This is a genomic window from Nocardioides sp. P4_G10 (assembly GCF_056401175.1).
Genome location: NZ_JBFUJV010000018.1, coordinates 15,483 through 39,239 on the forward strand (window position 1 = coordinate 15,483; position 23,757 = coordinate 39,239).

General features: G+C 72.9%; 25 protein-coding genes. 10 read left to right on the top strand and 15 right to left on the bottom strand.

Features of this window, described 5'->3' with window-relative positions; all coding sequences use genetic code 11:
• Positions 1 to 88: 88 nt before the first annotated feature.
• Positions 89 to 2,335: a phosphoribosylformylglycinamidine synthase subunit PurL gene (gene purL / locus AC1DP1_RS17300; protein WP_477507935.1), complete on the bottom strand. Its 2,247-nt coding sequence runs from the start codon at positions 2,333 to 2,335 to the stop codon at positions 89 to 91.
• A 154-nt stretch (positions 2,336 to 2,489) separates the two neighbouring features.
• The gene (locus tag AC1DP1_RS17305) at positions 2,490 to 3,038 is read right to left on the bottom strand and encodes a TetR/AcrR family transcriptional regulator (RefSeq protein ID WP_477507875.1); all 549 of its coding nucleotides are present in this window, start codon (positions 3,036 to 3,038) and stop codon (positions 2,490 to 2,492) included.
• A 120-nt stretch (positions 3,039 to 3,158) separates the two neighbouring features.
• Here AC1DP1_RS17305 and AC1DP1_RS17310 point away from each other — a divergent pair, with 120 nt between their 5' ends.
• A complete protein-coding gene (locus AC1DP1_RS17310) occupies positions 3,159 to 4,637 on the top strand; it encodes an MFS transporter (protein WP_477507876.1) in 1,479 nt (492 codons plus the stop codon).
• A 35-nt stretch (positions 4,638 to 4,672) separates the two neighbouring features.
• Here the strand turns inward: AC1DP1_RS17310 and AC1DP1_RS17315 are convergent, their stop codons facing one another.
• Together AC1DP1_RS17315 and AC1DP1_RS17320 are read right to left on the bottom strand one after the other, a co-directional pair.
• Positions 4,673 to 5,887 (bottom strand): hypothetical protein, encoded by a 1,215-nt coding sequence (locus tag AC1DP1_RS17315; RefSeq protein ID WP_477507877.1) that lies wholly within the window; start codon positions 5,885 to 5,887, stop codon positions 4,673 to 4,675.
• A 2-nt stretch (positions 5,888 to 5,889) separates the two neighbouring features.
• The gene (locus tag AC1DP1_RS17320; RefSeq protein ID WP_477507878.1) at positions 5,890 to 6,243 is read right to left on the bottom strand and encodes a hypothetical protein; all 354 of its coding nucleotides are present in this window, start codon (positions 6,241 to 6,243) and stop codon (positions 5,890 to 5,892) included.
• A gap of 181 nt (positions 6,244 to 6,424) precedes the next feature.
• Between AC1DP1_RS17320 and AC1DP1_RS17325 the strand changes: the two genes are divergently transcribed.
• From AC1DP1_RS17325 to AC1DP1_RS17335, 3 genes are all read left to right on the top strand, one after another.
• On the top strand, positions 6,425 to 7,504 hold the full coding sequence (locus AC1DP1_RS17325; protein ID WP_477507879.1) for a hypothetical protein: 1,080 nt from the start codon (positions 6,425 to 6,427) through the stop codon (positions 7,502 to 7,504).
• A 9-nt stretch (positions 7,505 to 7,513) separates the two neighbouring features.
• Positions 7,514 to 7,909, top strand: coding sequence for a hypothetical protein (locus AC1DP1_RS17330; protein ID WP_477507880.1), 396 nt, complete (start codon positions 7,514 to 7,516; stop codon positions 7,907 to 7,909).
• 162 nt (positions 7,910 to 8,071) lie between these two features.
• The gene (locus AC1DP1_RS17335; protein ID WP_477507881.1) at positions 8,072 to 9,409 is read left to right on the top strand and encodes a glycoside hydrolase domain-containing protein; all 1,338 of its coding nucleotides are present in this window, start codon (positions 8,072 to 8,074) and stop codon (positions 9,407 to 9,409) included.
• 14 nt (positions 9,410 to 9,423) lie between these two features.
• Here the strand turns inward: AC1DP1_RS17335 and AC1DP1_RS17340 are convergent, their stop codons facing one another.
• Genes AC1DP1_RS17340 through purS form a run of 3 tightly spaced genes read right to left on the bottom strand, consistent with a single transcriptional unit; the run spans position 9,424 to position 10,813 of the window.
• Positions 9,424 to 9,867: a DUF3817 domain-containing protein gene (locus AC1DP1_RS17340; protein ID WP_300047569.1), complete on the bottom strand. Its 444-nt coding sequence runs from the start codon at positions 9,865 to 9,867 to the stop codon at positions 9,424 to 9,426.
• Positions 9,864 to 10,532: a phosphoribosylformylglycinamidine synthase subunit PurQ gene (purQ, locus tag AC1DP1_RS17345; protein WP_477507882.1), complete on the bottom strand. Its 669-nt coding sequence runs from the start codon at positions 10,530 to 10,532 to the stop codon at positions 9,864 to 9,866. Before purQ ends, AC1DP1_RS17340 begins: the two co-directional genes overlap by 4 nt.
• Positions 10,529 to 10,813: a phosphoribosylformylglycinamidine synthase subunit PurS gene (purS, locus tag AC1DP1_RS17350; protein WP_300047571.1), complete on the bottom strand. Its 285-nt coding sequence runs from the start codon at positions 10,811 to 10,813 to the stop codon at positions 10,529 to 10,531. Before purS ends, purQ begins: the two co-directional genes overlap by 4 nt.
• 138 nt (positions 10,814 to 10,951) lie before the next feature.
• On the opposite strand from purS, the gene AC1DP1_RS17355 reads away from it, so the two are divergent.
• Positions 10,952 to 11,776, top strand: coding sequence for a DUF72 domain-containing protein (locus AC1DP1_RS17355; protein ID WP_477507883.1), 825 nt, complete (start codon positions 10,952 to 10,954; stop codon positions 11,774 to 11,776).
• Between the two features lie 177 nt (positions 11,777 to 11,953).
• On the opposite strand, the gene AC1DP1_RS17360 is transcribed toward AC1DP1_RS17355, so the two are convergent.
• Positions 11,954 to 12,139: a hypothetical protein gene (locus tag AC1DP1_RS17360; RefSeq protein ID WP_457189650.1), complete on the bottom strand. Its 186-nt coding sequence runs from the start codon at positions 12,137 to 12,139 to the stop codon at positions 11,954 to 11,956.
• Positions 12,139 to 13,704: a long-chain-fatty-acid--CoA ligase gene (locus AC1DP1_RS17365; protein ID WP_477507884.1), complete on the bottom strand. Its 1,566-nt coding sequence runs from the start codon at positions 13,702 to 13,704 to the stop codon at positions 12,139 to 12,141. Before AC1DP1_RS17365 ends, AC1DP1_RS17360 begins: the two co-directional genes overlap by 1 nt.
• 66 nt (positions 13,705 to 13,770) lie before the next feature.
• Here AC1DP1_RS17365 and AC1DP1_RS17370 point away from each other — a divergent pair, with 66 nt between their 5' ends.
• Positions 13,771 to 14,127, top strand: a complete 357-nt coding sequence (locus AC1DP1_RS17370; RefSeq protein WP_477507885.1) for a hypothetical protein — start codon at positions 13,771 to 13,773, stop codon at positions 14,125 to 14,127.
• 6 nt (positions 14,128 to 14,133) lie between these two features.
• Here the strand turns inward: AC1DP1_RS17370 and AC1DP1_RS17375 are convergent, their stop codons facing one another.
• From AC1DP1_RS17375 to AC1DP1_RS17390, 4 genes are read right to left on the bottom strand one after another with little or no spacing between them, the layout of a single operon-like run.
• Positions 14,134 to 14,679, bottom strand: a complete 546-nt coding sequence (locus AC1DP1_RS17375; protein ID WP_477507936.1) for an SRPBCC family protein — start codon at positions 14,677 to 14,679, stop codon at positions 14,134 to 14,136.
• On the bottom strand, positions 14,568 to 15,461 hold the full coding sequence (locus AC1DP1_RS17380) for a phosphoribosylaminoimidazolesuccinocarboxamide synthase (RefSeq protein WP_477507886.1): 894 nt from the start codon (positions 15,459 to 15,461) through the stop codon (positions 14,568 to 14,570). Before AC1DP1_RS17380 ends, AC1DP1_RS17375 begins: the two co-directional genes overlap by 112 nt.
• The gene (locus AC1DP1_RS17385) at positions 15,449 to 15,949 is read right to left on the bottom strand and encodes a hypothetical protein (protein ID WP_477507887.1); all 501 of its coding nucleotides are present in this window, start codon (positions 15,947 to 15,949) and stop codon (positions 15,449 to 15,451) included. The genes AC1DP1_RS17380 and AC1DP1_RS17385 overlap by 13 nt, the downstream gene beginning before the upstream one ends.
• 9 nt (positions 15,950 to 15,958) lie before the next feature.
• Positions 15,959 to 16,507: an antibiotic biosynthesis monooxygenase gene (locus AC1DP1_RS17390; RefSeq protein ID WP_477507888.1), complete on the bottom strand. Its 549-nt coding sequence runs from the start codon at positions 16,505 to 16,507 to the stop codon at positions 15,959 to 15,961.
• A 177-nt stretch (positions 16,508 to 16,684) separates the two neighbouring features.
• On the opposite strand from AC1DP1_RS17390, the gene AC1DP1_RS17395 reads away from it, so the two are divergent.
• The 3 genes from AC1DP1_RS17395 (at position 16,685) to AC1DP1_RS17405 (ending at position 20,945) form a co-directional block, all read left to right on the top strand.
• The gene (locus AC1DP1_RS17395; protein WP_457189662.1) at positions 16,685 to 16,876 is read left to right on the top strand and encodes a hypothetical protein; all 192 of its coding nucleotides are present in this window, start codon (positions 16,685 to 16,687) and stop codon (positions 16,874 to 16,876) included.
• Between the two features lie 65 nt (positions 16,877 to 16,941).
• Positions 16,942 to 19,773: a helix-turn-helix transcriptional regulator gene (locus tag AC1DP1_RS17400; protein ID WP_477507889.1), complete on the top strand. Its 2,832-nt coding sequence runs from the start codon at positions 16,942 to 16,944 to the stop codon at positions 19,771 to 19,773.
• Between the two features lie 122 nt (positions 19,774 to 19,895).
• Entirely contained in the window at positions 19,896 to 20,945 is a 1,050-nt protein-coding gene (locus AC1DP1_RS17405) for a sulfotransferase family protein (RefSeq protein WP_477507890.1), read from the top strand.
• On the opposite strand, the gene AC1DP1_RS17410 is transcribed toward AC1DP1_RS17405, so the two are convergent.
• Together AC1DP1_RS17410 and AC1DP1_RS17415 are read right to left on the bottom strand one after the other, a co-directional pair.
• Entirely contained in the window at positions 20,929 to 21,807 is an 879-nt protein-coding gene (locus AC1DP1_RS17410; RefSeq protein ID WP_477507891.1) for a hypothetical protein, read from the bottom strand. The two genes, AC1DP1_RS17405 and AC1DP1_RS17410, sit on opposite strands and share 17 nt — an antisense overlap.
• Before the next feature lie 53 nt (positions 21,808 to 21,860).
• Positions 21,861 to 22,130 (bottom strand): acylphosphatase, encoded by a 270-nt coding sequence (locus tag AC1DP1_RS17415; RefSeq protein ID WP_457189670.1) that lies wholly within the window; start codon positions 22,128 to 22,130, stop codon positions 21,861 to 21,863.
• A gap of 65 nt (positions 22,131 to 22,195) precedes the next feature.
• On the opposite strand from AC1DP1_RS17415, the gene AC1DP1_RS17420 reads away from it, so the two are divergent.
• On the top strand, positions 22,196 to 23,647 hold the full coding sequence (locus AC1DP1_RS17420; protein ID WP_477507892.1) for an MFS transporter: 1,452 nt from the start codon (positions 22,196 to 22,198) through the stop codon (positions 23,645 to 23,647).
• The last annotated feature ends 110 nt before the right edge of the window (positions 23,648 to 23,757 follow it).

Here is a 23,757-nt window from a genome sequence, read left to right on the forward strand (position 1 = left end):
GCGCGATCCCCGATATCCGGGGAACCTCCCGCCTTGTCGGCCGAAACTTCGGCCGACAAGCGGGAACTTCGGCGTCGAAGTCCGCCGGTCAGGAGCCGAGGACCGCCGGGAGGGTCGCGCGCCAGGCGGCCTTGGCCTCGGCGACGGGGAGGTCGAAGGCACCCTCGACCGAGATCGCGTCGCCGCCGGTGCGGCCGATCGGCGTGACGGGCACGCCGTGCTGCTGGGCCAGTGCGACCAGCGCGTCGGCCTGCTCGTCGGTCACCGTCACGAGCGCGCGGGCGGTGGACTCGGAGAAGAGTGCGACGAACGCGTCGTCGGCCACCGTGGCCAGCGAGATCGTCGCGCCGATGTCGCGGGAGAACGTCGACTCGGCGAGCGCCTGGGCCAGGCCGCCGTCGGAGAGGTCGTGGGCGCTGGTGACGACGCCGTCGCGGGCGGCGTCCTGCAGCAGTGTGGCGAGCGCCTGCTCAGCCGCGAGGTCGAGCGCCGGCGGCATCCCGCCGAGGTGGCCGTGCACGACGTGCGCCCACTCGGAGCCGGAGAGCTCGTCCCGGGTCTCGCCGAGCAGGAACACCCGCTCCCCCTCTGCGCCGAAGCCGGTCGGCGTACGACGCGTGACGTCGTCGATGACCCCGAGGACCGCCACGACGGGGGTCGGCAGGATCGCCGTCTCGCCGGTCTGGTTGTAGAGGCTGACGTTGCCGCCGGTGACCGGGATGCCGAGCTCGAGGCACGCGTCCTTGAGACCGCGGCACGCCTCGGCGAACTGCCACATCACGTCCGGGTCCTCCGGCGAGCCGAAGTTGAGGCAGTCGGAGACGGCGAGCGGGCGGGCGCCGCCGGTGGCGACGTTGCGGTAGGACTCGGCCAGCGCGAGCTGCGCGCCCGTGTAGGGGTCGAGCTTGGCGAAGCGGCCGTTGCAGTCGGTGGACACCGAGACGCCGAGGTTGGTGTCGGAGTCGACGCGCACCATGCCGGAGTCGGCCGGCTGGGCCAGGACGGTGTTGCCCTGCACGTAGCGGTCGTACTGGTCGGTGATCCACGACTTGTCGCAGAGGTTGGGCGAGGCGACGAGCTGGAGCAGGGTGTCGCGCAGCTCGGCACCGGACGACGGGCGGGACAACGCCTCGGCACCATCGGCCTGGAGGGCGTCCTGCCAGTCGGGGCGGGCGAACGGCCGCTGGTAGGTCGGACCGTCGTGCGCGACGGACCGCGGGGGTACGTCGACCACGCGCTCACCGTGCCAGTCGATGTGCAGGCGGCCCGAGTCGGTCACCTCACCGACGACGACGGCCTCGACGTCCCACTTCTCGCAGATCGCCATGAACGCGTCGACATCCGATGGCTCGACGACCGCCATCATCCGCTCCTGCGACTCGCTCATGAGGATCTCCTCGGGAGCGAGGGTGGAGTCGCGCAGGGGCACGCGGTCGAGCTCGACGTGCATGCCGCCGTCGCCGGCCGACGCGAGCTCGGAGGTGGCGCACGAGAGCCCGGCGCCGCCGAGGTCCTGGATGCCGGCGATCACGCCGGCGGCGAAGAGCTCGAGCGTGCACTCGATGAGCAGCTTCTCCATGAACGGGTCGCCGACCTGCACGCTCGGCCGCTTGGCCGGACCGGTCTCGTCGAAGGTCTCGCTGGCCAGCACGGACACGCCGCCGATGCCGTCGCCACCGGTGCGGGCGCCGTAGAGCACCACCTGGTTGCCGGTGCCGGTCGCGTTGGCGAGGTGGAGGTCCTCGTGGCGGAGCACGCCCACGCAGAGGGCGTTGACCAGCGGGTTGCCGGCGTAGGTCTCGTCGAAGACGGCCTCGCCGCCGATGTTGGGCAGGCCGAGGCAGTTGCCGTAGCCGCCGACGCCAGCCACGATCCCGGGCAGCACGCGCGCGGTGTCGGGGGCGTCGAGCGGGCCGAAGCGCAGCGGGTCCATCACCGCGACCGGGCGGGCGCCCATCGCGAGGATGTCGCGGACGATGCCGCCGACGCCGGTGGCCGCGCCCTGGTAGGGCTCGACGAACGACGGGTGGTTGTGGCTCTCGACCTTGAACGTCACGGCGTAGCCCTGGCCGATGTCGAGCACGCCGGCGTTCTCGCCGATGCCGGCGAGCATCTTGCCCACCGGCGTCTCCTGCGGGATCTCGCCGAACTGCTTGAGGTGCACCTTGGTGGACTTGTAGGAGCAGTGCTCGCTCCACATCACGCTGTACATCGCGAGCTCGGAGCTCGTCGGACGACGGCCCAGGATCTCGCGGATCCGGGCGTACTCGTCGGCCTTGAGGCCGAGCTCGGCCCAGGGCTGGTCGCGCTCGGCGTCGGTGGCCGCCAGGGCCACCGTGTCGAGGGTGCTCGTCGCGCCGGACGTCGTGAGACTGGCGTTCGTGGCAGGGCGGGACTGCGGGGCGGCGCTCGTGTCGGGCACGGCGCCAATCTACCGGCGCCGCGGACCCGGTCGGCCGCCGGTCCACCAGGTCGCGACCGCCCGGAGGCTAGGTCAGCAGCCCGTCGGCGATGACCTCGAGCATCGGACGCACGGTCGCGAGCTCGAGGTCGGAGGTGTCGGCGATGGTGGCGACCCCGCCGACGAGGCGCGCGACCTGCAGCGGCGTTACGTCGTCGCGTACGGCGCCCTCCGCCCGCAACTCGTCGAGCACCCGCCCGCCCGCCACCTGCAGCACCTCGCACTTGCTGCGGATCGGGGAGGTGTCGTCGCCCATGGCGCCCGTGATCTTGGCCGGGCCGCCCTTGTGCACGCTGATCAGCCGGACGTACTCCTCGAACCAGTGGAGGAGCCGCTCGCGGGGTCCTCCCTCGTGGGCGAGAGCCTTCTCGGTCGTCTCCTCGACGTGGTCGACCCACGCCTGCATGACCGCGTCGATGAGGTCGTCGCGCGTGGGGAAGTGCCGGTAGAGCGTGCCCGGTCCGACGCCCGCCTGCTTGGCGATGAGGTCGAGGGACGCGTCGTAGCCCTGCTCCCGGAACACCTGTCGAGCCACCTCGACGATGCGGTCACGGTTGCGCTGGGCATCGGCACGCACGGAAATTTCCCTTCGGTCTTGCTAAACGGAGACAGTCTCCGTATTGTCGTGGAGGAAGCGGAGGCATCCTCCGGATCTACTGTACCTCGGCCCCACAGGGTCAGAACAGGACTGCACCTCATGTCATCCACCACCTCCCTGCTCCCGCAGGGGTCCCGGCACGAGCTCCCGACCGAGCTGCCGCCGCAGGCCGGCCGCGCCGCCGCCGGCATCGCGATCGTCCTGGTCGCCCAGCTGATGATCGTGCTCGACGCCACGGTCGTGAACGTCGCGCTCCCGCGCATCGACGCCGACCTCGCCTTCGGCCCCGCGTCCCTCTCGTGGGTCCTCAACGCCTACACGCTCGCCTTCGGCGGGCTCCTGCTCCTCGGGGGGCGCCTCGGCGACGTCCTCGGCCGCCGCCGCACCTTCGAGGTCGGGCTCGCCGTCTTCACCGTCGCCTCCGCGCTCGGCGGGCTCGCCCAGACGCCGGGCCAGCTCGTCGCGACCCGCGCGCTCCAGGGCGTCGGCGCGGCCCTCGCTGCACCGAGCGTCCTCGCCCTGCTGACCACGAGCGCGCCCGACGAGGCGGCTCGCAACCGCGCCCTCGCCCTCTTCGGCGCGGTCTCCTCGGGCGGCGCCTCCATCGGCCTCGTCCTGGGCGGCCTGCTCACCGACGTCGGGTCGTGGCGGTGGACGCTCTTCATCAACGTGCCCCTCGGCATCGTCGTGCTGCTGCTCGTCGGCCGGTTCGTCGACGAGACCGCACGTCGTCCCGGACGCTTCGACCTCGTCGGCGCAGCGAGCGCGACGGTCGGCGCCGTGTCCCTCGTCTGGGCCCTCATCGGGGCTCCCGAGCACGGCTGGGGCTCGGCGCGCACCGTCGCCGGCTTCGTCCTCGGCGCCGCACTGCTCCTGCTGCTCGCCCGCACCGAGGCACGGCACCCGCACCCGATGGTGCAGCCGCACCTGGTCCGCAACCGCCGCCGCGTCGGCGCCCTCGTCGCGATGGCGCTGGTCGTCGGCGCGAACCTGTCGATGTTCTTCCTCGTCGTCCAGTACGCGCAGACCGTCCTGGGCTTCGGGCCGCTGATGTCGGGCGTGGCCTTCCTCCCCTTCAGCCTCGGCATCTTCGCGATGTCCCGCGTGACCCCGTCGCTGATCGGCAGGGTCGGTCCGCGCGCGATGGTGATGACCGGCACGGGCGCGCTCACCCTCGGGTATGCCTGGCTCAGCGCGGCGGGCACGGACGGCACCTACCTCGGCACCGTCTTCGGTCCGATGGTGATCGCGGGCCTGGCCACCGGCCTGGTGTTCATGCCCATCACGGTCACTGTCCTCGCCGGCGTCGAGCCCGAGCACGCTGGCTCGGCGTCCGGTCTCCTGCAGACCACCCAGCAGCTCGGCAGCGCCGTCGGCGTGGCCGTCATCGTCTCGGTGTACGCCGCCGGCGCGGTGCCGGGGCAGCTCGTGCCCGGTCTGCAGGCGGCCTTCCTCACCTCGGCGGGCTTCGCCGCGGTGGCGCTGGTCGTCACGGCGGCCCTGCTCCGGGCGCCCGCGACGCAGGTGGTCGAGCTGGTCGACGACCGCGGGCCGGAGGCCGTCGCCGAGGCGGCCTGACCATCGGGAGGAGCTCCGTCGGGGTGGCCGTGCGCCTACCGGCGGGGCTCGTCCGCGTGACCGCCCGGGGTCGGCTGGTGGACGACCCGCACGGCCTGACGCCGCTCGCCGCCGCCGGCGGGCTCGTCGTCGGTGTCCGCCCCGTCCTCGACGAGGTCGAGCTCGAGGACCTCGTCCGTCTCCTCGCCGTCGTCGTCGCGGCGCGAGTCCTTGCCGGCAGCCCTCGCCCGCGCCTCGCGCGCCACCTCCCGCTCGGCCTTGCGGGCGGCACGCTCGGCGCGCTTCTCCTCGAGGGCCGCCCGCTTGGCCTCGCGCACCGCCTCCTTCTCCCGGGCGGCGCGGGCGGCGGTCTCCTCCGACGCCGTGCGCTCCAGACGCGGGGTCTGCATCCGGGCCGGACCGCTGCGGCCGCTCGCCGTGCCGCGCGACATCGACCCGGCACGCGCGGCCATGCCGCCGGCCCCCATCCCGCCGATGGGCGGCGTGCCCGTGAGCGGCCGCTTCGCTCCGCTCCCGCGCCGGCCGAGCAGCCCGCCCGCCGCGGCCGCGGACAGCGACGTCAGTCCTGATGCGGAGAGTCCCGTCAGGTCGGGGACGGACACCGAGACCGGGGCCAGCGGTGGCAGTGCGGTGACACCGGCCTGGGCCGCTCCGGGCACCGAGGTGGACGGCGGCGCGATCGTGCCGACTCCCGACTCCTCGCCCCCGGGCCCGCCGAAGCCCCCGAAGCTGCCCCCGGTGAGCGTGAGCAGCTCGGTGCGCACGGTGACCAGCTCGGCGCGGGTCGACCGGAGCCGGGCGCTCTCCTGGTCGAGCGCGACCGTGAGTCGCTGGCGGATGTCGTCGGTCTCGGCCTGGCCACGGGTGACCTTGCCGCGGTCCTCGTCCTCCGAGGGCTTGAAGACCAGGTGACGCGACTCCCCGACCACCTCGTGGGGCACCGCCGCGACCGTCGTCCAGGCCCGGTCGAGGTCCTTCTGCGACGACGTCATCAGCGTGGCGGACGCGCGGAGGCAGTCGGCGATCCGGTCGGCCAGGGAGGTGAACCGGTCGAGGTGGGCGAGCACCTGCTTGCGGTGCTGCTCGTAGCTCTCGGCCGACGCCGCGTCCCACCCCTCGGTGGCGCGCCGCGCGGCGTCGACGAGCTCGTCACCGCGACGCGACACCAGCGCGCTGACCTCGGTCCACCGCTGGGCGGCGGCCTCGAGCGGCCGGACGTCGGCGCGCAGCTCCCACGGGTTGGCCGGCACGGTCAGCGACCTCCCGGTCCCGGCATCATCCCGAACGGCCCCTCGCCCAGCAGGTGGGTGGCGCGGTCGAGCTCGGCGGCGACCGTGTCGTCGGCGCGCAGGGCGTCGCGGGCGGCATCGACGAGCCCGGCGACGCCCAGCTCGAGGGCGCCGGCGAGCGAGGTCAGGACCTCGTCGGCGTCGGCCAGCGCATCGGCGTAGGACGCCGCGAGGTTGGCGGTGCCGGTCGCGTCGCCGAGCGCCACGCACGCCTCGGCGAGCTCGTCGACGGCGTCGGCCCAGTCCTGCCGCATCGCGTCGAGGACGCGCTCGGACGAGCCCGCCAGCTCGACCAGCCGGGCCGGCTCGACCTGCATCAGGGATCGCTTGCCGCTTGCACTCACCTCAGCGGAATACCCCCGACGGCGGGAGCCAAACACGGTCGCGGTGGACCTGTGGGCAAACATTCCGGCAGGGCCGGTTTCGCCGCGTCGCGTTCGGGGAAGACGATCGAGCACGACCCACCCCCGCCCGCCCTCGCCCGTTCCAGGAGCCGCGATGAACGCCGTGATGACCGTCGACCTCTCCGAGCTCGACGCCTGGTCCGCGCAGGTCCAGCGCGCCGGCGACGACCTCTCCGGCATCGCCCGCAACGGCGGCAACGCGCTCGTCCAGACCGACTTCGGTCCCATCCTCGAGACCATGATGGGCGCCTACAACGCCCTGCTGCCCTCGGTGCACCAGTCGCTGGAGGACAACGGCGCCGGGATGCGCGACCACGCCGAGGCGCTGCGGGCCACCGCCCGCGACTTCACGCTCACCGAGGACGGCGTCGTACGCCGCCACAACGCCACCGGTGTCGACGGCCGCGACGGGTCGAGCAGCTTCTGGGACGTCGCCGACACCACCATCCGGCGGGCCGGGCCCACCGAGAGCAGCCTTCCCCAGATCAGCTTCGGCTTCCCCTACGACACCGTGTGCGACCTGGTGCGGATGCTGACCGGCTTCGACATCCGCGCCGAGCTCGCGGAGAAGATCGGCGGCGACGTCGTCGGTGCGTCGAGCCAGGGCTCGTCCTTCGGTGCGCTCGGCCAGTCGATGCGCGGCGTCGCGTCCAACCTCCAGAGCGGGAGCTCGACGATCTCGCGGACCTGGCAGGGCGGCGCGTCCGACGCGGCCGTCAAGCAGATCGGCACGTGGGTCGGCTCGCTCGACGCCCAGGCCGGCCAGCTCGTCCAGATGGGCCAGACCGTCGTGCAGATCTGCCGCGACGCCTGGCAGACCGCTCTCTCGGTGGTGCAGTGCGTGAAGGCGGCGGTGCAGACCGTCTCCTCCGCGCTGGCGACGATGAGCATCCCCGGTGTCGGCTGGGCCCGCGTCGTCCAGGCCGTCTTCCAGGCCTTCCAGGCGGTGATGAAGGCCTACAAGGCGCTGATGAAGCTCATCAACATCCTCCAGCAGGTGAAGTCGCTCATCGCGACGGTGAAGAACTTCTTCGACGGCGACAAGGCGCCCGTCTCGACGCCCGGCGCCCCCGTCTCCACCGGCGCGCCGAGCAGCGTGACGCGCGACCCGAGCACCGTCACCACCCCGACGGTCGGCCAGCGCCCCGTGCCGGTCGCACCGGCCCTGTCCTAACCTCCCGCCATGGACGATCACCGCAGCCAGGCGGAGATCCTGGCGGCGATCAGTGAAGCGCGCGAGGACCTGACCGCGAGCCTGGCAGACCTCCAGGCCACCGTCGACCAGCTCAACGCGCGCCCACTGCTCACCGACGAGGAGAAGCAGGCGCTCGAGGAGCAGGCCGAGTCGGGCGAGCTCGGCGACGACATGAAGACGCTGGTGAGGAAGATCCGCGGCGGCGAGGACACCTGGGAGCAGGTCTTCTCCGGCCAGTCCCCCAACGGCGCGCTGCTCCAGGGCCACCTGGACCGGATGGTCGAGGAGCACCAGGACGACATCGCGCTGGCGTTCGAGGAGCTCGTCGAGGAAGAAGAGGCCAAGGGCAACTTCCTCCTCGACGACGTGCCGACCGCCGACTGACCCCGGCGAACTACAGGTCTGTAGTTCTGCCGAACGGCTGTTACGTGTGTGACTCATGTGGTTCTCTGGGTCCGCCTGCCCCGCGACACGCCCTTCCCCGCCTGCCTGGAGTCACCCATGCGCCGCGCCCGCCAGACCCGACCTCGTACGCTCGTCCGGACCGTGACGGCCGCCCTCGCGCTGGTGCTCGTCGCACCGCTCGCCGGGTCGTCGACCGCGACCGCCGACGAGCCCGCACCGCAGGCCCGCAAGCTCGCCTCGCAGGGCCAGGTCGCCCTCGCCACCCCGGGCGACTTCACCGGCTACGGCTTCGACCAGTGCGTCGCGCCGGCCCAGTCGGCGATGGACGCGTGGTGGAAGAAGTCGCCGTTCACCGCGGTCGGCATCTACATCTCCGGCGACTCCCGCGCCTGCCGCACCCAGCTCAACCTCAGCTCCACCTGGGTCGCCGCCCAGGTCGCCCGCGGCTGGCGGCTGCTGCCCATCGCCCTCGGTCCGCAGGCGTCGTGCCAGCCGCGCTTCCCGCGCTACAAGGACGACTTCAAGATCTCGCCGAGCCCCACTGGCGGCTACGCCACGGCGGCCGCGCAGGGTGCGACCGAGGCCGACAAGAACGCGGCCGACGCAGCGACGTACGGCATCGGCGCGGGCAGCACGATCTGGTACGACCTCGAGGGCTTCAACCTCAACGACACCCACTGCCGCGAGTCCGCCCTGGTCTTCACGTCCGCGTGGGTCACCCGGATCAAGGCGCTCGGCTACACCGCCGGCTTCTACTCCAGCGCGAGCTCGGGCATCAAGATGCTCGACGACGCCCGCACCCAGCGCCCGGGCCAGTTCGCCCTGCCGGACCGCATCTGGATCGCCCGCTGGGACGGCGCGGCGAACACCTCCACGACCTACATCCCCGAGGACGGCTGGCGGCCCGGCGGCCGGATGAAGCAGTACCTCGGCGGCCACAACGAGACGTGGGGCGGCGTCACGATCAACATCGACAGCAACTTCATCGACCTCGGCGCCGGCTCGCAGCCGCGTCCGGAGGGCCGCTGCCCCGGCACCCGGCTCGGCTTCTGGAAGTACCCCGCGCTCTCGCCGTCGTCCGCGAAGTCCACGCGCGTCAAGGCGCTGCAGTGCCTGCTCACCGAGCAGGGCACCTACTCGGGTCCGGTAAACGGCTCGTACGACGCCGCCACGATCGCCGGCGCCCGCGCCTGGCAGTCCGCCCGCAAGTTCACGCCGAGCAACACCTTCGAGAAGCGGCACTGGACTGCGCTGCTCGCCGCCGGTGCCCGTACGACGGTCAAGCGCGGGTCGGCCGACGAGTCGGTGCACCGGCTCCAGCGGGCGCTCAACGCGGCCGGCGCCGGGCGCTTCCGGGCGACCGGTGTGTTCGACGCGAAGACCGAGGCGGCCGTCCGGACCTACCAGTCACGCCTGAAGATCGGCGTCTCGGGCGTCGCCACCCGCCAGACCTGGAACAAGCTGCAGCAGGGTCGCTGACCCTCGGGCAGCCGTCAGGCGGGCGGGCCGACGACGAGCGCGACGCCCGTCAGGCCGGCCACGGCGACCAGGCCGACGAGCGCACCCTGGGCCGGGCGGCGGACCAGCCAGCCGGTGAGTCGCTCGAGGAGGCCGTGCGGAGCCTCGGAGCGCAGGCGCCAGGAGTCGCCCAGCAGCCCGGCGCGCTCGGCGTACCTCTCGAAGGGCACCGTCGCGAACGGCGGCACCGCAGCACCGAGGCCCAGCGCCAGCCGGCTGACGGGCCACTTCTGGTCGACGAACAGGAGCGCGGTCACCAGGCAGTAGGCGATGAACACGACGCCGTGGACCATGCCGAAGACCTGGACTCCGAGCTCGGTGGTCTCGGTGACGTACTTGAGGAACATGCCGGTCAGCAGCAGTGCCCAGGTGACCGCCTCGGCGACGGCGACGGTGCGGTAGAGCGTGCGGGGATTCATGCGAAGGCCTTCTCGGCGAGGGAGGTGAAGAAGCCGAGCCCGTCGGTGCCGGGACCGGTGAGGTCCTCGACCGCGTGCTCGGGGTGGGGCATCAGGCCGACGACGTTGCCGCGCTCGTTGGAGATGCCGGCGATGTCACGGAGCGAGCCGTTGGGGTTGTCGTCGAGGTAGCGCGCGACCACGCGGCCCTCTCCCTCCAGCATGTCGAGCGTCGGCTGGTCGGCGACGAAGCCGCCCTCGCCGTTCTTGAGCACGATCGTGACCTCCGCGCCCTCGGCGTAGGCCGACGTCCACGGGGTGTCGACGCGCTCGATGCGCAGCCGCTGGTCGCGGCAGACGAACTTGCGGTGGTCGTTGCGGATCAGCGCACCCGGCAGCAGGTGCGACTCGCAGAGGATCTGGAAGCCGTTGCAGATGCCGAGCACGGGCAGGCCCTTGCCGGCCGCCTCGATCACCGACGTCATCACCGGGGCGAAGCGGGAGATCGCGCCGCAGCGGAGGTAGTCGCCGTAGGAGAAGCCGCCGGGGAGCACGACCGCGTCGACGCCCTTGAGGCCGTCGTCGCCGTGCCAGAGCGCGACCGCCTCGTTGCCGCCGATCGTGACGGCGCGACGGGCGTCGACGTCGTCGAGCGAGCCGGGGAAGGTGACGACACCGACCTTCATGCGCGGCCGGCCTCGTGCGCGACCTCGGCCACCGAGTGCTCCTCGACGTGCACCTCGAAGTCCTCGATCACGGGGTTGGACAGCAGCGTCCCGGCGACGTCCTCGATCTGGGCGAGCACCTCGGGGGTGATCTCGCCGTCGACCTGGAGCTCGAACCGCTTGCCCTGTCGGACGTCGGTCACGAGGTCGAACCCGAGCCGGGGCAGCGCGCCGAGCACCGCCTTGCCCTGGGGGTCGAGGATCTCGGGCTTGGGCATGACGTCGACGACGACTCGGGCCACGGGGATGCTCCTGGGTGACAGGGTGGGACGGGCGGTGCCGATTCTACGGAGCCGCCGCGCGAACGCGCCCGGCGGGCATGACGGTGGACGCAGCGGGTACGCAAGGTGCGGCGGCACGGCGCGCGACAGGAGCTCGACATGGCACGGATCGGCATCTCCGGGTGGCGGTACGCCGGCTGGCGCGGCCACTTCTACCCGCCCGGGCTGCCGCAGCGCCTCGAGCTGGCCTACGTCGGCGAGCGGCTGACGAGCGTCGAGGTCAACGGCTCCTTCTACTCCCTGCAGCGGCCCTCGAGCTGGCGGTCGTGGGCCGAGCAGGTCCCCGACGACTTCGTCCTCTCCGTGAAGGGACCCCGATTCGTCACGCACATGAAGAAGCTCAACGACGTCGAGACGCCTCTCGCCACCTTCCTCGCCTCGGGCGTGCTGTCGCTGGGCGACCGGCTGGGCCCGGTCCTGTGGCAGCTGCCGCCCAACCTGGGCTTCCACCCGGACCGCCTGGCCGCGTTCTTCGACCTGCTGCCGCGCACGACGGCCGCCGCGTCGTCGTACGCCGCTGCCCACCACGACGCGGACAAGCTGAAGGAGCCCGCCGACACCTCGACCCCGGTCGACCGCCCGCTGCACCACGTGCTCGAGGTGCGGCACGCCTCCTTCCGCACGGCGGAGTTCTGCGAGCTGCTGCGGGCCCACGACATCGGGATGGTGGTCGCCGACTCGGCCGGCACGTGGCCGATGTTCGACGAGGTGACGAGCAGCGTCGCCTACGTCCGGCTGCACGGCGACACCGAGCTCTACGCCAGCGGCTACTCCGACGCGGCCCTCGACCGCTGGGCCGACAAGGTGCGCGCCTGGGAGGCCGACGGCCTCGACGTCTTCGTCTACTTCGACAACGACGCCAAGGTGCACGCCCCCTTCGACGCCATCGCGCTCCAGGAGCGGCTGGGGATCAGCCCGGCCTGACGTGAGCCGACCCCGCCTCGCGAGGTGGCGGCAGATCGCACGACCAGAGGCACCTCATCTGCGATGTGCCGCCACTCCCGGCCGGTCACCGAGCAGAGTGGCGGCAGATCGCACCTCAGAGGACCCCCAGGCCGCGATGTGCCGCCACCCCCACGAGACCCAGCCGCAGGGCGTACGTCACCCCCGCCGGCGGGCGGCGACGATGACCAGGGCGACCCCGAGGCCGGCGACGAGGGGCCCGAGGATCGCCCAGATGCTCTGGTCGGTCATCGGGCTGCCCTCGAGGTAGCCGAGGCCCTGGAAGGTCCAGACGGCGCCGGTGATCACCAGCACCGCACCGAGCGCGATCCCGAGGGCCCGCATCAGCCGAGCTCGCGCTTGAGGATCTTGCCGGTCGCGGTCATCGGGAGCGCGTCGACGAACTCGACGATGCGGGGGTACTTGTAGGCCGCCATCTGCTCCTTGCCCCACGCGACGAGCTCGTCCTCGGTCACCGTGGCGCCGTCCTTGCGGATGACGACGGCCTTGATCTCCTCGCCGTGGCTCTCGTGGGGCACGCCGATGACGGCGGCGAGCGAGACGTCGGGGTGGGTGAGGAGGACCTCCTCGATCTCGCGCGGGTACACGTTGTAGCCGCCGCGGATGATCATGTCCTTGGACCGGTCGACGATGTAGTACCAGCCGTCGGCGTCCTTGCGGCCGAGGTCGCCGGAGCGGAACCAGCCGTCGACGATCGCCTCGGCGGTCGCGTCGGGGCGGCCGTAGTAGCCCTTCATGATGTTGGGGCCCTTGATCGCGATCTCGCCGATCACGTCCTCCGCGTCCTCGACGTCCTCGCGCACCCCGGGCTCGGAGCTGATCAGCTTCATCTCGACGCCGGGGATCGGCTTGCCGATCGAGCCGACGCGCACGGGCTCGCCGTAGACGGAGAAGCTCGCGACCGGCGAGGTCTCGGAGAGCCCGTATCCCTCGAGGATCGTGACGCCGAAGCGACGCTCGAACTCGTGGTGCACCTCGACCGGCAGCGCGGACCCGCCCGCGACCGCGACCCGCACCTGGTCGGCGACCCGCTTCACGTCGACACCAGAGTCGTCGAGCGCGCCGAGCAGGCCCCAGTACATCGTCGGGACGCCGGCGAAGAAGGTCACGCCCTCCTGCTCCATCAGCGTCAGCGCCGGGCCGGCCTCGAAGCGCGGCAGCAGCACGACGGTGCCGCCGAAGGCGAAGCCGGCGTTCATGATCACGGTCTGGCCGAAGGAGTGGAACAGCGGCAGCACGCACAGCAGCGTGTCGGGGTTGCCGGAGTCGGCCCCGAAGAGCGCGTCGCTGGCGAGCGCGTTGCTGATCATGTTGCGGTGCATCAGCTCGGCGCCCTTGGGCTGACCGGTGGTGCCGGAGGTGTAGAGGACGACGGCGGTGTCGTCGGCGCCGACCTCACGGGACTCGAAGACCGGGGCCTGCCCCTTGAGCGCCTGGCCGAGCGTCTCGGTGCCCTCGATGGGCGAGTCCGCAGCCGGGTCGGCGGTGATGACGAAGAAGTGCTCGCACGAGTCGGTCTGCTCGAAGCCGGCGTGGCCCTCGGCACCGATCGGCAGCTCCGGGGTGCCCTGGAAGCAGAAGTACGCCTTCGCGTCCGAGTCGTCCAGGTGGTAGGCGACCTCGCGTCCCTTCAGCAGCACGTTGAGCGGCACGACGGTCGCCCCGGCCTTGAGGATGCCGTAGTAGACGATCGGGAAGTACGGCAGGTTCGGACAGCTCAGCGCGACCTTGTCGCCCGGCTCGATGCCGCGCGAGACCAGCAGGTTGGCGACCTGGTTGGCGGCCGCGTCGACCTGGGCGTACGTCAGGCGGGTGCCGCCCAGCACGACGGCCGTACGGTCCGGATAGGCCTCGGCGGAGCCTTCGAGGAGCGAGGAGAGGTTCGGCATGGCGCCAACCTACTCAGGGGTGGTCGATCGGTCGACGGGATCGCGCTGCGGGTCTTACCGTCCGCCATGGACTTCCTCGCCAGCACGGCCATCGTCATCGTCGGCGCCGTCGTGTTCCTGCCGTTCGTCGCGGTGGGCTTCTTCGGCGCGCTGGCGACGTCGCCGGGCTGGCGCTTCGGCGTGATGGCGTTCGGCGTCGTCCTGCTGGTGCTGGTGTGGTGGCTCGCATCCGGGCGTGGCGACGGTCAGCCGGCGGTGGTGTTCGGCGGACGGACAGGCGGCAGCGACGAGCTCGCCGACACCGACGGATCCCTCGGTGGCCTCTGGCTGCGCTCGCTGCTCTTCCACGCGGGGACCGGGGTGGTCATCGCGTGGCTGCTGGTGACGCTCATCAACGTGCGCAACAAGACGCGCGCGGGCTGAGGGGACTCAGTCGGCGCGCTGCGCGATCCGGTGGCCGGCGGTGCGGAGGTCGGCGGCGATCGCCCGCTTGGCCAGCAGCCCCGAGCTCCCCGCCGCGACGGCGTACAACCCCGAGCCGGACACCTCGCCGTCGGCGACCACGCGACAGCCGTCGCGGGTGCCGATGAAGCGCAGCCGCAGCGTCGCCTCGACGCCGCGCCATGCGCCGCGCTCGGCCCACGACCGGAACGGCTCGAACTCGACGACCTCCAGGCGCGGTCGTACGCCGACCACGGTCAGCTCGGTCCAGGTCTGCCCGAGGTGGGGCTCCTCGTCCTCGGGCACGTCGACCGACAGCAGGCTCGACTGCCACTCGGGGCGGCGACGCGGGTCGACGAGGTAGGCGAAGGCCTGCTCCGCCGAGTGCGGCAGCTCGATGGTCGCGGTGAAGCGCCTCGTCGTCAGAACGTCTCCCCGGTCAGCAGCTCGTAGGCCTCGAGGTAGCGCGCGCGGGTGCGGTCGACGACGGCCTCGGGCAGCGGCGGCGGCGCCTCGCCGGACGTCCGGTCCCAGCCGGACTCCCCGGTGAGCCAGTCCCGCACGATCTGCTTGTCGTACGACGACTGGGCGCGGCCGGGCTGCCACTCGTCGGCGGGCCAGAAGCGGGAGCTGTCGGGGGTGAGGACCTCGTCGGCGAGGATCGTGGTGCCGTCCGGTCGCCGGCCGAACTCGAGCTTGGTGTCGGCCAGGATGATGCCGCGCTCGCGGGCGATCGCGTGGGCCTTGTCGTAGACCTCCATGGTGAGCATCCGCAGCTCGGCGGCCGAGTCGTCGCCGATCGCCTCGACCACGGCCTCGTAGTCGACGTTCTCGTCGTGGTCGCCGAGGTCGGCCTTGGTGGCGGGCGTGAAGATCGGCTCCGGCAGCCGGCTGCCGTCCTGCAGGCCGGCGGGGAGCGGGATGCCGCAGACCTCGCCGGTGCGGGCGTAGTCGAGGAGGCCGGAGCCGGTGAGGTAGCCGCGGGCCACGCACTCGACGGGGAACATCTCGAGCCGCTCGCACACGACCGCGCGCCCGGCGACGGGTGCGGGCACCTCGGTGGAGACGACGTGGTTGCCGACCAGCCCGGCGAGCTGGTCGAACCACCACAGCGACATCCGGGTGAGGATCTCGCCCTTGTCGGGGATCGTGGTGTCGAGGACGAAGTCGTAGGCGGAGATGCGGTCGCTGGCGACCATCAGCAGCCGGCCCTCGTGCTCCCCCGCGTCGATCCGGTAGAGGTCGCGGACCTTGCCGGAGTGGAGGTGCGTGGTGCCCTCGATCGGAGGGGCTGCGGGGATGTTCAGCTCGGCCACGCGTCGAGCCTAGTGGCCGAGCGCTGCATGAGCAGTGCGAGTCCGGCACCCGCGACGCCCGCGACGGCTGCAGGGACGACCACGACGGGCAGCGGGGGCAGGCCCGGCGCGGCGCTCGGGTCCACGACCATGCCGAGGACGACAGCCACCGCCACCACCAACACGACGCCGACACCGAGGCCGGCGAGGGCGCTGCGCGCCGCCGAGGCCCGACCGGTGCGGGCCATCGCCCGCAACCCAAGGCCCACGGCGAGGCCGAGGAGCACCCCGACGGGCAGCATCGCGAACACCCCCAGGACCGCGCCGAGGACGGGTCCGATCTCCGGTCGTGCCTCGTAGTCAGGCGTCCGGTCGGACGTGTACGACACCAGCTGGCCGAGCGCCACGCCGGCCAGGACCCCGGTCGCGGCACCGCCGATCACGCCGGAGCCGACCCAGCCGAGACCGAGCCAGCCCGGATCGCGAGGCTCAGCAGACACGTCCCCCATGGGCGGACCCTAGCGGTGCAGCCACCAGTTCATCCGGCGCGTCATCCACGGCAGGAAGACGTACGTCATGAGCGGGGTCATCACCGACGTCACCAGCACCACGCGCGGCACCAGCGGCCAGGCCGAGATGGTGCGCGAGGCGATGAAGTTGGCGAGCAGGCTGAGCGGCAGGAAGACCATGAAGATGACGACCATCTGCTTCCACCGCGGCGGCGCGACCGGGGCAGCGCTGAGCGACTCGACCGAGGCCGGCTCGTCGAACCATCCCTCGATGCCGGTACGACGCTCGCGGCGGCGCTCCTCGACGCTGCCGTGCGCCGCCTCGAGCCACCACTCGCGCTGCGGGGAGGCCTCCCACGAGGCGAGGGAGTCGGTGTCGGAGAAGCGGTAGAGCATGTGCCACTCGGTGGAGTGCTCGCTCGGCCGCACCCACCCGGAGCCGAGGAAGCCGTCGAACTTCTCCGCCAGCGACGTGCCCGCCTGCACCCACGCCAGCATCTCGGTCGTGCGTGAGGGGTCGACGTGACGGGTGACGGACACGGTCACGGGGGCGCTCATGGTCTCCAGTCTCGGGCGCGGGCGGCCCAGGGGTGAAGCCGACGCCGACGAGATCCCGGCCACGCCGGCTCAGGTCTGAGGCACCTGCAGGCGCAGATAAGGCGTCTGCCCGATGTGGGGCAGGGGGCCTTAGCCGGAGCGTGGAGGCATCCACCCGCACCCAGCCAGGAGCCCGCCATGAACAACACCGCCATCGACACCACCGCCCGCATCGCCACCTTCCACCGCGCCGACGTCGCCCGCGGGGTCGCCGCGGCCCGAGCCGCCCGTCGTACCCGTCAGCCGGTCGAGCCGGTCGTCACCGAGGTCCCGTCGCCGCGCCGCAACGGGTGGAGCCGCTGGCTCCCCGCACCGCGTCCCGCGGTCTGATGTCGGCCGCGCGTGCCGACGAAGTCGTCGTGGCCATCGGGCCACTCGCCTGCGACCATCGCTTCATGGTCGGGAGGCTCGTCGGCCGCGAGGCCGAGCTGGACCGGATCGCCGGGGCTGTCGTGACCGCCCGCGGCGGCACCAGCCGGTGCCTGCTCGTCACCGGCGAGGCCGGCATCGGCAAGAGCCGACTCGTCACCGAGGCCGTGGGGAGCCTCGGCGAGGCGCTCGTGCTCACCGGGCACGCCGCCGACATGACGACGGGCGAGATCCCGTTCGGGGTGGTCGCCGACACGCTGCGCGACCTCGCGCGGGTCGCCGGCGTCGACGTCCTGCTGCCGGCCGAGCGAGAGGCGCTCGCCCCACTGCTCCCCGGCGCAGCCCCGCGGCTGCAGGTCGAGCGGGTGCAGCTGCTCTCGACCTTCCTCGACCTGCTCGAGCGGCTGGCCCGCGAGCAGCTCGTCGTGTGGGTCGTCGAGGACCTGCACTGGGCCGACTCGGCGACGCGGGACCTGGTCGGGCTCGCGGCGCGGACCCTGCCGGCAGGTCTGCTGATCGTGGCCACGGTGCGCACCGACGACCCCGAGCGCACGCCGGCGGCCGAGGCCACCCTGACGTCGTACGTCGCCGGGCTGGCGCGCACTCCCGGGTGCGACGTGCTGCCGCTGTCGCGCCTGGGCACGGACGCGGTCCAGCGCCAGCTCCGGGACCTGCTGGGATCGCACCCGTCGGCCGAGGTCGCCAGCCGCGTCGAGCGGCTCAGTGACGGCATCCCCTTCGTCGTGGAGGAGCTGGTGGCAGCCGCCGGGCGGCCGGAGCTGACGACGGTGGCGGCGGTCGCGGCCGGGCGGTTGGGCGGCCTCGGCCCCGAGACACGGCGGCTGGTCCAGGCCGCGGCGGTCGGTGACGGCCACCTGCGGATCAGCCTGCTCGAGCAGGTCCTCGACGTCACACCGGAGGAGCTCGACGCGGCGCTGGTCGAGGCGCTGCGCGCCGGGATCCTGACGACGGACCACGAGCGCGACGGGGTGGCCTTCCGGCACGCGCTCCTGCGCGAGGCGGCGGACCGCGAGACCGGGCCCGGGGCGCGGCGCGCGTGGCACCGGCGGTGGGCCGAGGTGCTGGAGGACAACCCGGGCGTGCTCCCGGCCGACCCGGCCCTCCTGGCCGTCGCCGAGCACTGGCACCAGGCGCGTGACGTACGACGTGCGCTGGCCGCGACCGTCGCGGCGCTGCCGGCTGCCGCGCGGGTGTGCCGGCCCGACGAGGAGACGGCCCTCTGGACGCGGATCCTCGGCGCGTACGCCGTCCTTCCCGATGCGTCCGAGGTCGCGGGGATGTCGCTGCGGGATGCCTATGCCCGGGCCCTCCTCGCCTCGGGCATCGCGTCCCACACGGTCAAGCGGGCGTGCATGGCGGCAGCCCCGGTCGACCAGCTCCCCGCAGCGATGCAGCTCATCCACGCCATGGTCGTGTTCGAGCACGGCAAGGGAGAGGCGAACATCTACTCCGAGGACCGCCTCACGGAGATTGCCGACCTCTTCGAGGACAGCGAGCCCGACCTGATGGCCGTCAACGCGTGGAGCAACACGGGCAGCCTGATGACGGCCGACCTCGCCCGCGGGGAGCGCCTCGCGGACCGCGCCAGGTCCGCGGCGCGCGCGCTCGGCGACATGCGGGCGTCGGTGATGGTGGAGTCACGGGACTCCTACCGCGCCCAGGTCAACGGCGACCCGGAGCGCGCGGCCGAACGGCTGCGCGAGGCGCTCGACGTGTTCGGCGACGAGCGCTGGGACGGCGTGTTCCACCTCTGGGGGAACCTCGTCTGGTGCGAGCTGATCTGCGGACGCCACGTGGAGGCGCAGCAGGCCGCGGAGGAGGCGTTGCAGCGACTGACCCACCCCCACCTGTCGGTCAACGTGTGGGAGCACCTCGCGGAGAACGCCGCCATGTCCTGGATCCTCACCGGTCGCTGGCGGCGTGCCCGCGAGCTCCTTCACGAGGCCGAACCGTGGTGGGAGGACGACGTTCGCACCAGCAACGCGCACCTGCACCTCCTCGAGCTGCTGCAGACGGGCCACGCGTCGGGGACCGCGCGGTGGCGTCGGCAGCTGGAGTCGCCCGCGGCCGGCGGCGCTCCGGTGACCGATGCCCGCGGGGTGCTCGCCATGGTCGCCATCCAGGCCGGCGACCTCACCGGCATGAGGGCCGAGCTCGCTCCCCTGTGGGGCATGGACCGCATGCTCATGTACGACGACCAGCTGTGGCGCCTGGTCCTCGTGGCGCTCAGGGCGGAGGCGGACGCCGCGCTCGAGGGTGCCCAGGACGACCAGTCCGCGGCCGCCATGCACGTGCAGGCCGTCGCCGACGCCGCCGCGCAGTTCCGTCGTTACGGCCGGCTCGGTGAGGTCTGGCCCCTCGACCTCGCCGCCCAGATCGACCGGTTCCACGGCCGCGACGCCCGCCCCGCGCTGCGGGCCGCCCTCGAGGGCTGGGAACGGATCGGGCACGTCCCCGACGCGGCTGTCACGCACCTGTCACTGGCGGAGCAGGAGGCGGTCCACGGGGCCCGCGACGCTGCCCGGCGCCACCTCGCGGCCGGACGAGCGGTCGCCGAGCGGCTCGACGCCGCGCCCCTGCTGGCGCGTGCCGACGCGCTCGCGGAGAGGTGGGCGATCGGCCCGCGCGAGCGTCGTACGGACGGCGTGCTGACCGGGCGCGAGGTCGAGGTGCTGCGGCTGGTGGCCGAGGGGATGACCAACGGGCAGATCGGCGTGCAGCTCTTCATGTCGCCCAAGACGGCCAGCGTCCACGTCTCGCACATCCTCGCGAAGCTCGGGGCGGCCAACCGCACGGAGGCCGCGGCGACGGCACGCCGGCAGGGGCTGCTCGGCTGACGACGGGCGTGCCGGGTCCGGTGCTGCGCGCTGGTTGTCCAGACACCGCCCCAGGGGTCTGGCGGAGCATTGTCTAGTGACTTAGTCTACTAAGTGACAGCACCTCACCTCCGGGAGGGACCGTGCCCCGAGCACCACGCCCCGACTTCCTCGTGATCGGCGCCCCCAAGGCCGGTACGACGGCGCTCCACGCCGCGCTCGCGCAGCACCCGGACGTCTTCGTGTCGGACCCGAAGGAACCGAAGTACTGGCTGTGCGACGGCGCGCCGCCACCGGCCTGGCGGGGCCCGGGCGACAAGCACTCGCAGCAGGAGTGGATCTGGCGCGCCGACCGCTACTTCCCGCTCTTCGCCCCGGCGGCCCAGCACCAGGCGCGCGGCGAGAGCACGCCGTTCTACCTGTGGAGCCGCGGCGCCCACCGCCGCATCGCCGAGGACCTTCCCGACGTACGTCTCGTCGCCGTCGTTCGCGACCCGGTGGACCGCGCCTACAGCAACTGGATGCACCTGTGGTCCGACGGCCTCGAGCCGGAGGCGGACTTCGTGTCGGCGTTCGGTCGCGAGGACGAGCGGGTCCGCGCCGGCTGGGCGCCCTTCTGGCGCTACCGCGAGCTCGGGCGGTACGGCGAGCAGCTGGCGCACCTGCATCGCTACGTCGACCCCGAGCGCATCCTTGTGATCCGCTACCGCGACCTCGTCGACGCGCCCGGCGCGACGGTCGACCGGGTGAGCCGGTTCCTCGGGATCCGGGAGGGCCAGGTCGACTCCATCCCGCGCGACAACTCACGCAACTTCGTCCCGCCGGGCTGGCGGCCGCGGTTGTTCGGGCCGGTCGTGCGCAGTGGCGCGCGGCTGGGGCAGTTCGCGCCGCCGCAGGTGTGGCGGGCGGTCCACCCGCTGTCGCTCGGCCTGCTGGGCGACCACCGGGACGCGCACCGCCCCCGCCTCGACGCGATCAGCCGGCAGCAGCTGATCGAGAGCTACGCCGACGACGTCGGGCTGCTCGGCGAGCTCACCGGGCAGGACTTCAGTGACTGGCTCAACCCGGAGAGCCGCGGCTCGTTCGCCCAGCGCTCCGCGACGGTGACCCGTCTCGTGGAGCGCGACGCCGACCCGGTGCGCCAGGTCGGGACAGCGAACGGGGCGGACCGCGGGGTCAGCGCACGCAGGTGACGAGGTCGTGCGCGCCGTCGGGACGCGCGGCCTCGACGTAGTAGCGCACCCGGCCGTCCGGCAGGGGCACGGCGGTGGCGTAGCGGAAGGCGCCATCGGCGTGCGGGGAGGCGATCGGCGGCTGCGCGGCGCGGGTCAGGGCGGTGCCGTCCCAGGTCGCCACCCCGGTGGTCTCGAACCAGTTGGACTCGGCGTCCGGCCGGCCGTCGTACAGCACCGTGCCGTCGGGCAGCACCGCGCTGACCCGAGCGCCACGGGCGTCCCACTGGCCCTCGCGGCCGGCGAGCACCTCGCCGTGGTCCTCCCACTGCAGGCCGTCGGCGCTGGTGAGCCGCCGGGTCGTCATCCGGTCCTCGTGACCGGGCTCGTCGAGGGGGTGGCAGCACAGCCACATCTCGTAGCCGTCCTCGCCCACCGTGATCACCGGGTCCTTGACGCCGGTGTCGCGGTCGCCCTCGTGCACCCGGCGTCGTACGCCGTCGGGCAGCCCCTCGACCGTGTCGGCGGTCAGGCTGTCCACCCACCAGTGCTTGGAGCCGGGGGTGGCGCAGGACAGGTAGAGCCGCCACCCGCCCTCGCGGAGCGGCACGAGCACGGGCCGCTCGAAGGACTCGGCGCCGAACGCCTCGCGCGCCACCTCGGCGACCGGCTCGAAGGTGACGCCGTCCTCGGAGCGGGCGACGACCACCGACACGCCCCGCCCGTCGGTCAGCGGCCGGCGGACCCGCCAGGTCAGCCAGAAGACACCGTCGACGAGGACGGCGCTCGCAGCTCCGGCCCAGTTGCCGGCGCCGGGGCCCGGGGCGGGCACCACGACCTGGACGTCGTCGTAGGTCGGCGGTGCTGATGTCACGGTCGTCATGCCCCCACGATAGTCGACAAGATCACTACAGTTCGAGCACGCGTCCGGCGCGGTCAGCCGGTGACCTGGAAGGAGGAGGCCCCGCTCGGTGCCGCGTCGCGGGCGGCGAGGTCGCGCACCCGCGCCGACGGCGGTCCGTGCCGGCACCACTCCACGAGCGCGTCGACGGCGTCGTCGTCGCCCTCGGCGTGCACCAGCACGCTGCCGTCGACCTCGTTGCGCACCCACCCGACGACGCCGAGCCGCTGGGCCTGCTCCTGGGTGTGCCACCGGAACGCCACGCCCTGCACCTGTCCGGTCACCCGCGCCTGGATCGCCTTCATGGGCCCATCCTGCCCCTCCCGTCGGGCGGTCCTCGGCGCTGGCGCCGGGTGAGAGGCTGGCGCGGATGACCCAGGACGAGCAGGCCGAGCGCACGAGCGGCGACGAGACGGCGTACGAGCCCGACCCCCGTCGCTGGCGGGTGCTCGCGGTGTCCCTCGTCGTCGGCTTCATGTCGCTGCTCGACGTCACGATCGTCAACGTCGCCGTGCCGTCCATCCGGGCCGGGCTCGACACCTCGGCCGCGACCATCCAGTGGGTGGTGTCGGGCTACGCGCTCGCCTTCGGCATGACCCTCGTCGCCGGCGGCCGGCTCGGCGACGCGCACGGCCGGCGCCGGATGATGACCATCGGGCTCATCGGCTTCATCGTCTCCAGCGCCGCCGTGGGGCTGGCGCCCAACGCGGCCGCCATCGTGCTCGCCCGCCTCGTCCAGGGCGCCAGCGCGGGCCTGCTCACCCCGCAGAACTCCGGCCTCATCCAACAGCTCTTCCGCGGCGCCGAGCGCGGCCGCGCCTTCGGGATGTTCGGCTTCACCGTGGCCGTCGCGTCGGCCACCGGGCCGCTCATCGGCGGCCTGCTGATCGGCCTGCTCGGCGAGGAGAACGGCTGGCGCTCGCTCTTCCTCATCAACGTGCCCATCGGCCTCGTGGCCCTGGTGCTGATCCGCCGGCTGGTGCCCGACAACCACGTCGGCGCCGGGCCCGAGGGCGCCGCGAAGGACCCCCGCATCGACCTCGTCGGCGCGGTGTTGCTGGGTCTCACCGTGCTGGCGGTGCTGTTCCCGCTGATCAGCCTCGAGGGCGGCGCCGGCCTGCCGCTGGTGGTGCTGGTCGCCTTCCCGCTGCTGGCGTGGGCGTTCGTGCGGTGGGAGGCGCGGACCGTCGAGCGGGGCCACCCGCCTCTGCTCGACGTGTCGCTGCTGCGGGGCCTGCCCGGCTACGCCAACGGCCTGCTCGTCGGCACCCTCTACTTCACCGGCTTCACCGGGATCTTCCTGGTGCTGTCGGTGCACCTGCAGGAAGGCGAGGGGTTCTCGCCGCTGCAGGCCGCCCTGCTGATGACGCCGTTCGCCGTCGGCGCCGCCACCACCTCGCCGCTCGCCGGGCGGCTCGTCGGCACCCTCGGCCGGCGGGTGACCCTGGTCGCGCTCGGCGTGATGATGACCGGCACCGCGCTCGCCGCGTGGCTGGTGACCTCGCCCACCGACACCCTGTGGTGGACCCTCGCGCCCGCGATGTTCCTCGCCGGCGTCGGCGGCGGTGGGGTCATCTCCCCCAACTTCACGCTCACCCTCGCCGAGGTGCCGCCCGACATGGGTGGCGCGGCGGGCGGTGCCCTCCAGACCGGGCAGCGGATCGGCTCCGCCCTCGGCGCCGCACTGCTGATGACCGTCTACCAGGCCGTCGGCACGGTGACCTCAGCGCCGATGGCCGCCCGCGCGGCCCTGCTCGCGGCGCTCGCGGTCCTGACGCTCGCCTTCGCCGCGGCCGTACGTTCCTGGCGGCTCGGCGACTGAACACCATGAAGGCGCCGCTCCAGTGATCCCCGGCTGACCGGGGATCGCTGAGCTTGTCGGCCCGTGCACGGCCTGACAAGTTCAGCGAGAGCCTGACAACCCCCGACGGA

Excerpts from the sequence above, each read along its gene's own strand:
- AC1DP1_RS17360 (WP_457189650.1), bottom strand. The coding sequence starts at position 12,139 with ATGCGGGCCCTCGGGATCGCGCTCGGTGCGGTGCTGGTGATCACCGGC.
- AC1DP1_RS17395 (WP_457189662.1), top strand. The coding sequence starts at position 16,685 with ATGAACAACACCGCCATCGACACCACCGCCCGCATCGCCACCTTCCAC.
- AC1DP1_RS17365 (WP_477507884.1), bottom strand. The coding sequence starts at position 13,704 with ATGCCGAACCTCTCCTCGCTCCTCGAAGGCTCCGCCGAGGCCTATCCG.
- AC1DP1_RS17310 (WP_477507876.1), top strand. The coding sequence starts at position 3,159 with ATGTCATCCACCACCTCCCTGCTCCCGCAGGGGTCCCGGCACGAGCTC.
- AC1DP1_RS17355 (WP_477507883.1), top strand. The coding sequence starts at position 10,952 with ATGGCACGGATCGGCATCTCCGGGTGGCGGTACGCCGGCTGGCGCGGC.
- purQ (WP_477507882.1), bottom strand. The coding sequence starts at position 10,532 with ATGAAGGTCGGTGTCGTCACCTTCCCCGGCTCGCTCGACGACGTCGAC.
- AC1DP1_RS17330 (WP_477507880.1), top strand. The coding sequence starts at position 7,514 with ATGGACGATCACCGCAGCCAGGCGGAGATCCTGGCGGCGATCAGTGAA.
- AC1DP1_RS17415 (WP_457189670.1), bottom strand. The coding sequence starts at position 22,130 with ATGAAGGCGATCCAGGCGCGGGTGACCGGACAGGTGCAGGGCGTGGCG.
- AC1DP1_RS17420 (WP_477507892.1), top strand. The coding sequence starts at position 22,196 with ATGACCCAGGACGAGCAGGCCGAGCGCACGAGCGGCGACGAGACGGCG.
- AC1DP1_RS17340 (WP_300047569.1), bottom strand. The coding sequence starts at position 9,867 with ATGAATCCCCGCACGCTCTACCGCACCGTCGCCGTCGCCGAGGCGGTC.
- AC1DP1_RS17370 (WP_477507885.1), top strand. The coding sequence starts at position 13,771 with ATGGACTTCCTCGCCAGCACGGCCATCGTCATCGTCGGCGCCGTCGTG.
- AC1DP1_RS17410 (WP_477507891.1), bottom strand. The coding sequence starts at position 21,807 with ATGACGACCGTGACATCAGCACCGCCGACCTACGACGACGTCCAGGTC.
- AC1DP1_RS17390 (WP_477507888.1), bottom strand. The coding sequence starts at position 16,507 with ATGAGCGCCCCCGTGACCGTGTCCGTCACCCGTCACGTCGACCCCTCA.
- AC1DP1_RS17385 (WP_477507887.1), bottom strand. The coding sequence starts at position 15,949 with ATGGGGGACGTGTCTGCTGAGCCTCGCGATCCGGGCTGGCTCGGTCTC.
- AC1DP1_RS17325 (WP_477507879.1), top strand. The coding sequence starts at position 6,425 with ATGAACGCCGTGATGACCGTCGACCTCTCCGAGCTCGACGCCTGGTCC.
- AC1DP1_RS17400 (WP_477507889.1), top strand. The coding sequence starts at position 16,942 with ATGGTCGGGAGGCTCGTCGGCCGCGAGGCCGAGCTGGACCGGATCGCC.
- AC1DP1_RS17320 (WP_477507878.1), bottom strand. The coding sequence starts at position 6,243 with ATGCAGGTCGAGCCGGCCCGGCTGGTCGAGCTGGCGGGCTCGTCCGAG.